11 protein-coding genes are annotated in these 11891 nt (G+C 71.1%); 5 read left to right on the plus strand and 6 right to left on the minus strand.

The window, feature by feature from the left end; all coding sequences use genetic code 11:
* Window positions 1-9: 9 nt before the first annotated feature.
* The gene (locus IF61_RS0111945; protein WP_030366299.1) at window positions 10-972 is read right to left on the minus strand and encodes a zinc-binding dehydrogenase; all 963 of its coding nucleotides are present in this window, start codon (window positions 970-972) and stop codon (window positions 10-12) included.
* Window positions 973-1242: 270 nt separating this feature from the next.
* On the opposite strand from IF61_RS0111945, the gene IF61_RS0111950 reads away from it, so the two are divergent.
* Window positions 1243-2622: a TolB family protein gene (locus IF61_RS0111950; RefSeq protein ID WP_052392639.1), complete on the plus strand. Its 1380-nt coding sequence runs from the start codon at window positions 1243-1245 to the stop codon at window positions 2620-2622.
* Between the two features lie 82 nt (window positions 2623-2704).
* Here the strand turns inward: IF61_RS0111950 and IF61_RS0111955 are convergent, their stop codons facing one another.
* Window positions 2705-3916, minus strand: coding sequence for an NAD(P)-dependent malic enzyme (locus tag IF61_RS0111955; RefSeq protein WP_030366301.1), 1212 nt, complete (start codon window positions 3914-3916; stop codon window positions 2705-2707).
* A gap of 624 nt (window positions 3917-4540) precedes the next feature.
* Between IF61_RS0111955 and IF61_RS0111960 the strand changes: the two genes are divergently transcribed.
* The 3 genes from IF61_RS0111960 to IF61_RS0111970 all read left to right on the plus strand — a co-directional run bounded on the left by IF61_RS0111960 (window position 4541) and on the right by IF61_RS0111970 (window position 7714).
* Window positions 4541-5506 carry an ABC transporter substrate-binding protein gene (locus tag IF61_RS0111960; protein ID WP_030366302.1) on the plus strand — a complete coding sequence of 322 codons (966 nt, stop codon included), beginning with the start codon at window positions 4541-4543 and terminating at the stop codon, window positions 5504-5506.
* Between the two features lie 553 nt (window positions 5507-6059).
* Entirely contained in the window at window positions 6060-6956 is an 897-nt protein-coding gene (locus IF61_RS35200) for an amino acid ABC transporter permease (RefSeq protein ID WP_043188828.1), read from the plus strand.
* Entirely contained in the window at window positions 6953-7714 is a 762-nt protein-coding gene (locus IF61_RS0111970) for an amino acid ABC transporter ATP-binding protein (RefSeq protein ID WP_030366304.1), read from the plus strand. Before IF61_RS35200 ends, IF61_RS0111970 begins: the two co-directional genes overlap by 4 nt.
* A gap of 63 nt (window positions 7715-7777) precedes the next feature.
* On the opposite strand, the gene IF61_RS0111975 is transcribed toward IF61_RS0111970, so the two are convergent.
* The 3 genes from IF61_RS0111975 to IF61_RS0111985 form a co-directional block, all read right to left on the minus strand.
* Window positions 7778-8365 (minus strand): Uma2 family endonuclease, encoded by a 588-nt coding sequence (locus tag IF61_RS0111975; protein ID WP_245684485.1) that lies wholly within the window; start codon window positions 8363-8365, stop codon window positions 7778-7780.
* A 184-nt stretch (window positions 8366-8549) separates the two neighbouring features.
* Window positions 8550-9521 carry a PadR family transcriptional regulator gene (locus IF61_RS0111980; RefSeq protein ID WP_030366306.1) on the minus strand — a complete coding sequence of 324 codons (972 nt, stop codon included), beginning with the start codon at window positions 9519-9521 and terminating at the stop codon, window positions 8550-8552.
* On the minus strand, window positions 9521-10402 hold the full coding sequence (locus tag IF61_RS0111985) for a DUF4097 family beta strand repeat-containing protein (protein ID WP_052392640.1): 882 nt from the start codon (window positions 10400-10402) through the stop codon (window positions 9521-9523). The genes IF61_RS0111980 and IF61_RS0111985 overlap by 1 nt, the downstream gene beginning before the upstream one ends.
* A 182-nt stretch (window positions 10403-10584) precedes the next feature.
* On the opposite strand from IF61_RS0111985, the gene IF61_RS0111990 reads away from it, so the two are divergent.
* Window positions 10585-11403 carry a hypothetical protein gene (locus IF61_RS0111990; protein WP_030366308.1) on the plus strand — a complete coding sequence of 273 codons (819 nt, stop codon included), beginning with the start codon at window positions 10585-10587 and terminating at the stop codon, window positions 11401-11403.
* A gap of 226 nt (window positions 11404-11629) precedes the next feature.
* Here IF61_RS0111990 and IF61_RS0111995 read toward each other — a convergent pair whose 3' ends face one another.
* Complete coding sequence (locus IF61_RS0111995) at window positions 11630-11809, minus strand: DUF6104 family protein (RefSeq protein WP_004937694.1); 180 nt, start codon at window positions 11807-11809, stop codon at window positions 11630-11632.
* Between the last annotated feature and the right edge of the window lie 82 nt (window positions 11810-11891).

Below are 11891 nucleotides of genomic sequence, written 5' to 3' on the forward strand. Positions count from 1 at the left end.
GAGAAGAAGTCAAACCGTGAGGACCACCTTGCCGAACAGGTCGCCACCGGCCATCTTCGCAAGCCCCTCGCGGGCCCGGTCCAGCGGCAGGACGGAGTCGATGACGGGCCGTACGCCGCGCGCCGCGCAGAAGCTCAGCAGGTCCGCCAGCTCCTCCTTGGAGCCCATGGTCGAGCCGACGACCTTCAGCTCCAGGAAGAAGATGCGGTTGAGCTCGGCGGCCGGCGGGTTCGGGCCGCTGGTCGCACCGGAGATCACGAGGGTGCCGCCGGGCCTGAGGGACTTGACCGAGTGCGACCACGTCGCGGCGCCGACCGTCTCGATGACGGCGTCGACCCGGTGCGGCAGCCGCGCCCCCGGCTCGAACGCCTCCTCGGCGCCGAGCTCCATGGCTCGCTCGCGCTTGGCCGCGTCCCGGCTGGTCGTGAAGACCCGCAGGCCGGCCGCGGCGCCGAGGGCGATCGCGGCGGTGGCGACGCCCCCGCCGGCGCCCTGCACGAGGATGCTCTGGCCGGGGCGCACGCCGGCGTTGGTGAACAGCATGCGGTACGCGGTGAGCCACGCGGTCGGCATGCAGGCCGCTTCCTCGTAGCTGAGCTCCTTGGGCTTGGGCAGCACGTTCCACGCGGGGACGGCGACGCGCTCGGCGAAGGTGCCCTGGTAGCGCTCGGTGAGGATGGAGCGCGGCTCGAGCGGGCCCACGCCGTGGCCGGTCTGGCCGATGACGGAGTGGACGACGACATCGTTGCCGTACTCGTCGACGCCGGCCGCGTCGCAGCCGAGGATCATCGGCAGAGCCTCTTCGCCGAGCCCGACGCCGCGCAGCGACCACAGGTCGTGGTGGTTGAGGGAGGCCGCCTTGACGTGGACGACGGTCCAGCCGGGGGGCGCCTCCGGCTCGGGGCGCTGCCCCAACTCGAGTCCGTCGAGCGGCTGGTCACGGTCGATGCGTGCGGCGTAGGCGGCGAACATGGTCCGAACCTAACCCCGCCGCCTGCCGGGCGGAACCTCGCCGTGGTGTGACACGCGCCGCGCCGCGCCCTTGCGTCCAGACGCCCCTGTCGCAACAGCCGTATCCGCGGCGGAGCCCGCGCCTCCTCATTGACCGGGCGTGAGGGCCGGGGGTTGGCTTCAGTTGGCCCCGTGCCACCCGGTGCGGGCGCTCACCGAGGGGGAAGCATGCGTCATCCGACAAGCAACGCAACGATGCGGCGGAACAGACGGGTCAGGCTGATCAGACGGGTGGGACGGGGCGCTGTCGTCGGCGCCTTACTGGGCGGCTGCGTCGCTGTGCTGCCCGTCCTCCCCGCAGCCGCAGCCGGCAACGCCGTCGGCGTCCGCCCGGCCCCGCCCCGCACCGAGCGCGTCAGCGTCGCGAGCGACGGCACCCAGGCGGACGCGGAGTCGTGGGGCACGTCGCTCAGCGCCGACGGCCGGTACGCCGTCTTCGCCTCCCGGGCCGGCAACCTCGTGTCCGGCGCCGGCGCCGGGGCCGGCGGCCACGTCTTCGTACGGGACCTGCGGACCGGCAGGACCGAGCTGATCAGCGCGGCGAGCGACGGCACCCCGGCCGCCACGGGGGCCTCGTCGCCGTCGCTCAGCGGCGACGGCCGGTACGTCGTCTTCGACTCGGGGGCCGACCTCGCCCCGGGCAGCAACCCGGCCGGCTCCGACGTCTTCCTCCGCGACCGCCGCACCGGGCGGACCGAGGTGCTCGTGAAGAACCGCACCGCCGGGACCGGCTCCAACCACTCGCCGGCCATCAGCACGAACGGCCGCTACGTCGCCTTCGTCTCCGCCCGCGACGACCTCGTGCCCGGCGACACCAACCAGCGGGAGGACGTCTTCGTCCTCGACCGGTTGCGCGGCACCACGCGGCGGGTGAGCGTCGCGAGCGACGGCACCGAGGCCGACGGCATGTCCGGCTACCCGGTGATCAGCGCGGACGGCGGCCGGATCGGCTTCCGGACGGCGGCCGGCAACCTGGTCCCGGGCACGTCGCGGAAGCCCGCCACGACACAGCGGACCGCCGAGCCGCCGAAGCCCGCCGGGGGACTCGCCCGGCCCGGCCTCTACGGCTTCTACGTGCACGACCTGCGCACCGGCCGCACCGAGCGGGCCGCCGAGACCTACGACGGCCTGCCCGCGCTGGTCACCGGCGGCACCGGCCTCAGCCCCGACGGCCGCTACGCCCTCTTCTCCAGCCCCGAGCGGGTGGCGGAGGACGACACCAACGGCGCCCAGGACGTCTACGCCAAGGACCTGCAGACGGGCGCCACCCGGCGCCTGAGCCTCGCGGCCGACGGCTCCCAGGCGAACGGCAGCTCGTACGGCACGGCCATGAGCGCCGACGACCAGCGCGTGTTCTTCGCCTCCGACGCCGGCAACCTGGTGCCCGGCGACACCAACGACCGGCAGGACGTCTTCGTACGGGACCTCCGGACCGGCGCCGTGGAGCGGCTCAACGTCGCCGCGGACGGGACCCAGGACAACGGGAACGCGGGCGAGGTCCGGACCGACCTGCTGGGCCGGACCGCCGTCTTCAACAGCTGGGGCAGCAACCTGGTCCCCGGCGACACCAACAACACCGGGGACGTCTTCGTACGGCGAGTCGCCCCGTAGGCGGAAAAAGCCGGCGGGCCGGACCATACCGGTCCGGCCCGCCGTATCACCGCAGGGCAGCGGGGATCATCGCGTCAGCGCGTCAGCGCCGCGCCACGCCCTCCGCCCGGGCGGCGGCCGCGACGGCGGCGGTGACCGCCGGGGCGACCCGCTCGTCGAACGGCGACGGGATGACGCACTCGGCGCTCAGCTCGTCCGCGACGACCGCGGCCAGCGCCTCGGCGGCGGCGAGCTTCATGCCCTCGGTGATGCGGGAGGCCCGCACCTGGAGGGCGCCCGCGAAGATGCCGGGGAAGGCCAGGACGTTGTTGATCTGGTTCGGGTAGTCGCTGCGGCCGGTCGCGACGACGGCCGCGTACTTCTGCGCGACGTCCGGGTGGATCTCCGGGGTGGGGTTGGCCATGGCGAAGATCAGCGCGTTCTTCGCCATGGTGGCCACCGCCTCCTCGGGCACGGTGCCGCCCGAGACGCCGATGAACACGTCCGCGCCGTCCAGCGCGGCGGCCAGGGTGCCCGAGAGGCCGGCCTTGTTCGTGAAGCCGGCGAGGTCGCGCTTGACGTCCGTGAGGTCCTCGCGGACGGCCGAGACGACGCCCTTGCGGTCGCAGACGGCGACGTCGCCGATGCCCGCCTCCACCAGGATCCGGGCGATCGCGACGCCGGCCGCGCCCGCGCCCGAGATCACGGCGCGCAGCTCGCCCAGCGACCGGCCGGTGAGCTTGGCGGCGTTGCGCAGGGCGGCGAGGGTGACGACCGCGGTGCCGTGCTGGTCGTCGTGGAAGACGGGGATGTCCACGCGCTCCTGGAGCTTGCGCTCGACCTCGAAGCAGCGCGGAGCGGAGATGTCCTCCAGGTTGATGCCGCCGAAGGAGGGCGCGAGGCGCGCGACGGTCTCGACGATCTCGTCGACGCCGCGGCAGTCGAGGGCGATGGGGACGGCGTCCACGCCGCCGAACTGCTTGAAGAGGATGGCCTTGCCCTCCATCACGGGCAAGGACGCCTCGGCGCCGATGTCACCGAGCCCGAGCACGGCGCTGCCGTCCGTGACCACGGCGACGACCTGGGACTTCCAGGTGTAGTCGTGGACGAGCTCCGGGTGCTCCGCGATGGCGCTGCACACCTTTGCCACACCGGGCGTGTAGGCGAGGGACAGGTCGTCCCGGTCGCGCACGGGCACCGTCGCCCGGATCTCCATCTTGCCGCCACGGTGCAGCGCAAAGGCCGGATCGAAGAACTCGCCATGAGTGTCGTCCGGACCGCTGTCGCTGCGAGGATTCACGATCTCCGCTGCCACTGTATTTGACCCCTTTGTCGAATGTCCGTCGAGGGTAGCCGCCCTGGGTTGCGGGGCGGGTCGGTCTCCGGATCCGTGTCCGGCCATCGAGATGACCTCCGTGCGTGGGGTTGGTGCCGCACGGTACGGATCCGTATGCCGGGCGCGCCGCACACGCGCCCTGGGCCCCTGGTACGGGGTGTGGCTGGTCTTTCTATCAAATGAGCACTACGGCCTACGAGTGAGTTCCCGCTGACTTGCCGCGGCGCGGTTCAGCGCAGTCGCAAGGGCAGGTCAGAACGGTGTCAACTGGGTGGATAAGTCCACGGAGTGAGACAGAGGGTGCGTGAGATACATCTCGCACCGGCGGCCGACAGAAGAGGAACTCATGAGTCCGGTAGTCCTGGCCGAGCTGGTACCGGCCTGATGCGGCACGGGGATCGCCCGTTATCCGATTTTGACATAGCGACCCCCCCGAATGGTGCAGTCCGGATGGCAAGATGCCCCAATCGCACGAGGTCGCGACATCCAAGGGCGTGTGCTCTGCCCCTCGTGCGTCATCAGCGTTTTCCTGTGTTTGTTCCGTGTTTGCTCCGTGTCCGTCCCGACGGCCGGCCACCCCCTCACCCGCAGGAGGAACCAGCAATGACCGCAAGCACCACCCCTCGCACGGCTGCCGCCAGGAGTCGTTTGGCCGCGGCCGGCGCGATCGCGGTCGCCGGCGCCCTGCTGCTCACCGGCTGTGGCGATCAGCGCGACAAGACCGGCAACGAGGCCGGTCCGAGCGCCCAGGGCTCGAAGGCCCCCCTCTTCGACAAGCTGCCGAAGAGGATCCAGGACTCCGGCGTCATCAAGGTGGGCTCGGACATCGCCTACCCGCCGGTGGAGTTCAAGAAGGACGGCAAGGTCGTCGGACTCGACCCGGACGTCGCCGCGGCCATGGGCAAGGAGCTGGGGGTGCGGTTCGAGTTCAACAACGGCACCTTCGACGCCCTGCTCACGGGCCTGCGCTCGAAGCGGTACGACATGGCGATGTCCGCCATGACGGACACGAAGGACCGCCAGGAGGGCGTCGACTCCAAGACCGGCAAGAAGGTCACCGACGGCGTCGACTTCGTGGACTACTTCAACGCCGGCGTCTCGCTCTACACCAAGAAGGGCGACACCAAGGGCATCGCCGGCTGGGACGACCTCTGCGGCAAGAAGGTCGCGGTGCAGCGCGGCACGGTCTCCGACGACCTGGCCAAATCCCAGTCCGAGAAGTGCGAGAAGGACGACAAGGACAAGATCAGCATCGAGGCCTTCGACACCGACCTGGAGGCCCAGACCCGGCTGAAGGCCGGTGGCGTGGAGGCCGTCTCCAGCGACTTCCCCGTCGCCGCCTACGCGGTGAAGACCTCGGGCGGCGGCAATGACTTCGAGGTCGTCGGCGATCAGGTGGAGGCCGCTCCGTACGGCATCGCCGTCAGCAAGGAGAACACCCAGCTGAGGGACGCGCTCAAGGCGGCCCTCGACGCGATCATCAAGAACGGTGCGTACGACAAGGTCATGAAGACCTGGGGCGTCGAGGCCGGCGCCGCCAAGGAAGCCAAGGTCAACGGCGGTTCCTGACCCCTCTCCCTCCCCTCGTACGGACGCTGAAAGGCCATACCCCGTGACTGATTCCCCCGAAAAGCCGGAGCCGGACAAGAAGGTCCAGCCGGAGCCCGGGAAGGAGGCCGCCGACAAGGCGGCGGCCTCGGCCCCGGAGCCGGAGAAGGAGGCCGGCGAGAAGCCGGCCGAGGACAAGAAGGCCGCCGAGAAGGCCACCGAGAAGCCGGCCGAAGAGAAGGCCGAAGAGAAGGCCGAAGCCGAGCCCGCCGAGAAGAACGCGGACGAGGAGAAGGCGGCCGAAGAGAAGCCTGCTGAGAAGAAGGCGACCGAGAAGCCGGCCGAAGAGAAGGCGACCGAGGAAAAGGCCGCCGAGAAGACCGGCGAAAAGCCGGCCGAGGAGAAGGCGTCCGAGGAGAAGGCGTCCGAGGAGAAGCCGGCTGACAAGCCGGACCTCGCCAAGAAGGACGCTCCCGCCGCCGAGAAGGACGACCCCGCCGACGACCCGGCGCCCGCTTCCTCCTCGTCTTCCTCCTCGTCCTCTTCCTCCTCCTCGTCGTCCAAGACCGCCGTCGTGCCGGAAGCCATCAAGGCCATCCCCGTACGCCACTACGGCCGGTGGATCTCCGCCGTCCTCGTCCTCGGCCTCCTCGGCCTGCTGGTCAACGCCTTCGCCACCGCGAACGTCCACTACAACGCCATCCCCGACTACATCTTCGACTCGACGGTCATCACCGGCCTCGGCAAGACGGTGCTGATCTCCCTCCTCGCGATGCTGCTGGGCCTGGTGCTCGGCATCGTGCTGGCGGTGATGCGGCTGTCGAAGAACCCCGTGACGTCCTCGGTCTCCTGGCTCTACATCTGGTTCTTCCGGGGCACCCCGGTCTACGTCCAGCTGCTGCTGTGGTTCAACCTCGCGTTGATCTTCCCGTACATCAATCTCGGTCCGATCTACCAGGACGAGATGAGCGACTTCATGACGCCGTTCATGGCGGCGCTGCTCGGCCTGGGCCTCAACGAGGCCGCCTACATGTCGGAGATCGTCCGCGCCGGCATCCAGTCCGTCGACGAGGGCCAGACCGAGGCCGCGCACGCGCTCGGCATGAGCCAGGGCCGGACCCTGCGCCGGATCGTCCTGCCGCAGGCCATGCGGGTGATCGTGCCGCCCACCGGCAACGAGTTCATCAACATGCTCAAGACCTCGTCGCTGGCGGCGAGCGCCGCGCAATACCTCGAACTGCTGCGGTCCACCTCCGACATCGGCCAGACCACCGGCGCCACGGTCGAGATGCTCTTCCTTGCCGCCACCTGGTACCTCATCCTGACCAGCGTCTTCAGCGTCGGCCAGTTCTACCTGGAGCGGCACTACGCCCGCGGTTCGCTGCGCACGCTGCCGCTCACCCCGTGGCAGAAGGTCAGGAAGAACCTGGCTTCCTTCAGCAACCGTCCCTCCGGAGGTGTCACCGTATGAACGCGATGGTGAAGGCCGAGGGCGTCCACAAGTCCTACGGCGCGGCCCACATCCTCAAGGGCATCGACCTGGAGGTCGCCCCGCGCGAGGTGTTCTGCCTCATCGGCCCCTCCGGCTCGGGCAAGTCCACCTTCCTGCGGTGCATCAACCACCTGGAGCAGATCAACGCCGGACGGCTGTACGTCGACGGCGAGCTGGTCGGCTACCGGCAGCAGGGCGACAAGCTCTACGAGCTCAAGGACAGCGAGGTCGCCAGGAACCGCCGGGACATCGGCATGGTGTTCCAGCGCTTCAACCTCTTCCCGCACATGACGGCGCTCGCGAACGTCATGGAGGCGCCGGTCCAGGTCAAGGGCGAGACGAAGGCGGTCGCCCGCGAGCGGGCGAAGAAGCTCCTCGACCGGGTCGGCCTCGGCGACAAGGCCGAGAACTACCCCTCGCAGCTCTCCGGCGGCCAGCAGCAGCGGGTCGCGATCGCGCGGGCGCTGGCGATGGAGCCGAAGCTGATGCTCTTCGACGAGCCCACGTCGGCGCTCGACCCGGAGCTCGTCGGTGACGTCCTGGACGTCATGCGGGGCCTGGCCGAGGACGGCATGACGATGATCGTGGTGACCCACGAGATGGGCTTCGCCCGCGAGGTCGGCGACTCGGTCGTCTTCATGGACCAGGGCGTGGTGGTCGAGTCGGGCAACCCGCGCGACGTGCTCACCAACCCGCAGCACGACCGGACGAAGGCGTTCCTGTCGAAGGTGCTGTAGCGGTCGGCGATACGGAAACGGGCGGGGGTACGGGAGAAGTCCCGTACCCCCGCCCTTCCGGAGCTAGTCGCGGGGGAAGCGGTCCGTCTGCAGGGTCATGCCGAGGACGGTGTCGGTGAGGTCGACGGGCTGGCCGAACGCGACGGTCAGATTGCCCCAGTACTCGCCGTCCTTCGGCAGGGTGTGCAGATGGCATCGCCCTGTGTAGGGGTTCGCGATCAGATAGACCGGGATCTCCCCCGCAGCGTAGGCAGCCTTCTTGGTGCCGTAGTCGTTCATCGCGGTCCCGCGGGAGATCACTTCGAGGATGAACTCGACATCCTGATAGCGCCAGTTGCCCCGCTCGTCAGGAGAGGCGCCGTCGGCGACCTTGTAGAGATCCGGGCAGAACATATTGCCTTCACCCGGAAGGTCCAAACGTACGTCCATCTCGATCGCGCTCTCCCAGCCCGAGTGGTGGGCCAGCTGAAGCAGCACGTTCTTGATGATGGCCGAGTGTGTGCGCCTTTGCGGCGACATCATGATCGCCCCCTCTACGATCTCGCCCTTGAATCCCTCGGGGACGATCTCGTAGAGAAGCTCGAACATGTCGTCGAAGCTTGGCTCGCCGTTCTCGGCCATCTCGGTCCTGTCGGTCAGTGCGATGGTCACCGTGGCGCTCCTCCCCGCTGCCACTGGTTTCAGCAGCCGCGCGGTTCAACGATACGCACGATGGCCCGGGTGCGCCTTCATCGGTGTGGCATGCCTCACGTCTGAAGGCTTCCCCTGCGCGGGCGGGCGCGGCCGGGCCGGTAACAGCCGCGCCAGCCACCACGCCGTTGATCCTGTGGGCACCTCAGCCTCCCGGGCGGAGGAGGGCCGTGATGCGGGTGGCCGCTTCGGCCAGGTGGCGGCGGGACGCGGCGAGTTGGTCCGGGGTCACCCCGTGGTCGCGGGCCGCGTCGCGGATGTCGTCGCGGAAGCGGTCCAGGAGGCGGTCCAGGTCGCGGGCCGGGTCCTTGGAGAGGCTATCCGCGGCCTCGGCCCACTCCGGGGCGGGGCCCGCCGGGGGCTCGGGGTGCCGGGTGGTGCCGTTCGCGTCCGCTGCCCCGGTCGTGCCGTTTGCGTCCGCCGTGCCCGTCGCGCGGCCCGTGAACGCGCCGAACTCCCTCGCGAGGGCGCTGACGCCCTCGGCGATGCCGGCCGGCCAGTCGCCGCGGCGCAGGTGTTCCTGGACCTGCTCCTGGACGCGTTCGGTGGCGCGCCGGACCTCCTCGCGGGCCCGTTCCTGTGCCTCGTGGGCCTGGTGGCGGGCCTGCTGGGCGTCCTGGCGGGCGCGCCGGCTCTCCTCCTTGGCGCGGCGGGCCTGCTCCTTCCACTGCTCCTTCGCCCGGCGGTAGTCCTCCTTCGCGCCGTCGAAGGAGTGGGTGTCCGCCGCCGCGCGGGTCAGCCGGGCGGCCTCGCGCACCTGGCGCCGCAGATCGCCCGCGGCGCCCCGGACGTCCTCTCGGATGTCGGCCGCGAGGGCGGACACGGACTCGCGGATCTCCAGCTCCAGCTCGGCCAGTTCGCCCTGCCGCCCGGCGAGTTCGGCACGGCCGGCGGCGGTGATCGCGTAGACCTTGCGGCCGCCCTCGGTGGTGTGCGTGACGAGGCCCTCGGCCTCCAGCTTGGCCAGGCGCGGGTAGACCGTGCCGGCGGACGGGGCGTACAGGCCCTGGAAGCGCTCCTCCAGCAGCCGGATGATCTCGTAGCCGTGGCGGGGCGCCTCGTCGAGCAGCTTGAGCAGGTAGAGGCGGAGCCGGCCGTGGGCGAAGACGGGGGGCATCAGAGGACCTTTCCCTGGGCAGGGGCGTCGTCGTCCGCCCAGTCGTCGGTGTCAGCCGTGTCGTCGGGGTCCGGTCCCTGCAGCAGCGCGACGGCGCCGGAGACGCTGGTGACCTTGATCCGGCCGTGGCCGGCGCCGAGCCGGCCGGTGATGTTCCGCGCGCCGAACTGGTCCTTGACCCACAGCTCCGGGAACGAGCACGAGATCGGGCCGACCGTGGTGCCCACGTCCACGGCCGCGTCCGCCGAGGACGGCAGCCGCACGGCGACCTCGCCCGAGACGGTGGTGACCGCCAGGTCGACGGCCGGCGCGGCCGGCGAAAGGTCGATCACCACGTTGCCGCTGACCGAGTCGGCCTTGATCCGGCCGCCCGAGCACTCCACGAGCGTGAGGTCGCCGGAGACGCCGTTGCAGCGCACGTCGCCGCCGAGGCGCTGGGCCTCCACCCGGCCCGAGACGGTCTCCGTGCGGACGTCGCCGGTGATGCCGACGAGCGTGGTGTCGCCGGAGACCCCGGCGACCTTCGTGCGGCCCGCGATGCCGGAGACCACGGCGCTCGCCCCGACGATGCCGACCTTGACGTCGGCGGTCGCGGGCACGGTGAGGGTCACGTCGGCCGAGCGCTTCCAGTTCTTGCGGCCGAACCAGCCGAGGAGGGTCTTCCTCGACAGGTCCTCGTAACCGACGGTCAGCGTGCCGCCCTGCTGGACGACCTTCAGCGGCGGGCCGTCGAGCGCCGTCAGCTCCAGGCGGGCCGGTCCGCCGTCCGTGCCGACGACGTTGACCGTGCCGTTCACGATGCTGACGTCGAGGCCGGTGACCTGGCCTTCGAAGACGATTTTCTCTGGTGCGGACAGCGACCACTCGGACTCTGCGGGCATGCCGGACCCCCTCCTGCGAACAGGATGTCGAACGCGATATCGAACCTGATGGCGTACGCGACGGCGTGCTGCCGTGGCATGACGCGATGACGTACGAGACGCAACCTATCGCGTCTTCTAGAAACACGATATATCGTGGTCGTGTGAAGTCAAGCGCCTTCGCGTTGGCATAGCGTTGTCGCATGTCCGCTACTGATCACAGCCGTGCGGCGGGGGTCCTGCTGCTCTGCCGGGCCGAGCCCGGCCGCGTCCGGCCCTCCGCCCAGCTCCTGAACGAACCGCTCCTCCTGGTCCCGGCCGGGGAGGGCTGGAGCGCGCTGATCCCCGGCGAGGACGCCTGGCGCACCGAGGGCACCGACCTCGCGACCGCCACCGCGGGCTGGGCCCACGCGCTGGCCGTCGCCGAGTCGTGGCCCGTCGTGGGCCTGTGGTGGGACGCGGCGGGAGCGGGCTTCGTCGTCGCGGCGGGCTTCCGGCGGACCACCGGGTACGCGTGGCTCGCCGACGGCACCCCGCTCGGCGAGGAGGCGGCCATGACCGCGCTGCGGGCCCGGACCGGCCTCGACCCGGTCCTCGACGGGGCCGCGCTCGACGGGCTCGCCCGGCCCGACGCGGACGCCGACGCCGCGGCCCGAGTGCGCGGGCTGATCGCCGTCCTCTCGCGGACCGGCCTGCACCTGCCGCCCGGCCTCGCCCCGGGCGTCCCGGCCGACGGCCTGCGCGCCTCCGCGGGCGCGCTCCCCGCCGCCGAGGCGGTCTACTGGCCCGGCTGGCGCGAGGCCGTACGGGCCGGGTTCGACGCGGCGGACAGCGGGCGGCTCGGTGCGTGGACGCGGGGGCCGCGGGCCCGGGCGCTGGGCGCGGGGGAGATCGTGGCCGGGGCGGCGCTGGCGCTCTGGGGGCGCCGGAGCGGGCGGCGGGGTGTCATGGCCGCCGGGGCCGTCGTTCTTGCGGACGGTGCGCTGACGTTGACGTACGACTGGTGGCGGGGCCGCGGCTGAGTGCGCCTGCGGGCCGGCGGGGGCTTGTCGCTCCCCCAAGTTCTCGACTCCGCTCGAACAGGGGGACCCCCATCGCGGCGGAGCCGCAGAGGAACACTGCCCCGCGCCCCTGACGGGGGCGGGGCTGACCCCTGCGCCAAAAGTGCCCGCCGCGATGGCGGGACGCCGCCACGGCGAGGGTCCGGCGGAATGCGCTACGGCCGCAGGGGGCACGTACTCCGGAAAACTACTCGTCGTCCTCGTCGTCCAGCCGTGCCAGCCACGTCGCCAGCCGCTCCACCGGCACCTCGAAGTCCGGGTTCAGGTCGACGAAGGTGCGCAGCTGCTCGGCCACCCAGCCGAGCGTGACCTCCTCCTCGCCCCGCCGGTTCTCCAGCTCCTCGATGCCTCGGTCGGTGAAGTACACGTTCTCTCCGTCGGATCAATCAGGTCGGTCAGGTCTGTGGTCAGGCCAAGGATAGGCGGGGGCCGGAACGGGACCGGGCCCC

The organism is Streptomyces roseoverticillatus (assembly GCF_000719265.1).
Lineage (GTDB): Bacteria > Actinomycetota > Actinomycetes > Streptomycetales > Streptomycetaceae > Streptomyces > Streptomyces roseoverticillatus.

Coding starts and splice junctions, on each gene's coding strand:
- IF61_RS0111945 (WP_030366299.1), bottom strand. CDS start 972: ATGTTCGCCGCCTACGCCGCACGCATCGACCGTGACCAGCCGCTCGAC.
- IF61_RS0111960 (WP_030366302.1), top strand. CDS start 4,541: ATGACCGCAAGCACCACCCCTCGCACGGCTGCCGCCAGGAGTCGTTTG.
- IF61_RS0111970 (WP_030366304.1), top strand. CDS start 6,953: ATGAACGCGATGGTGAAGGCCGAGGGCGTCCACAAGTCCTACGGCGCG.
- IF61_RS0111980 (WP_030366306.1), bottom strand. CDS start 9,521: ATGCCCCCCGTCTTCGCCCACGGCCGGCTCCGCCTCTACCTGCTCAAG.
- IF61_RS0111985 (WP_052392640.1), bottom strand. CDS start 10,402: ATGCCCGCAGAGTCCGAGTGGTCGCTGTCCGCACCAGAGAAAATCGTC.
- IF61_RS0111990 (WP_030366308.1), top strand. CDS start 10,585: ATGTCCGCTACTGATCACAGCCGTGCGGCGGGGGTCCTGCTGCTCTGC.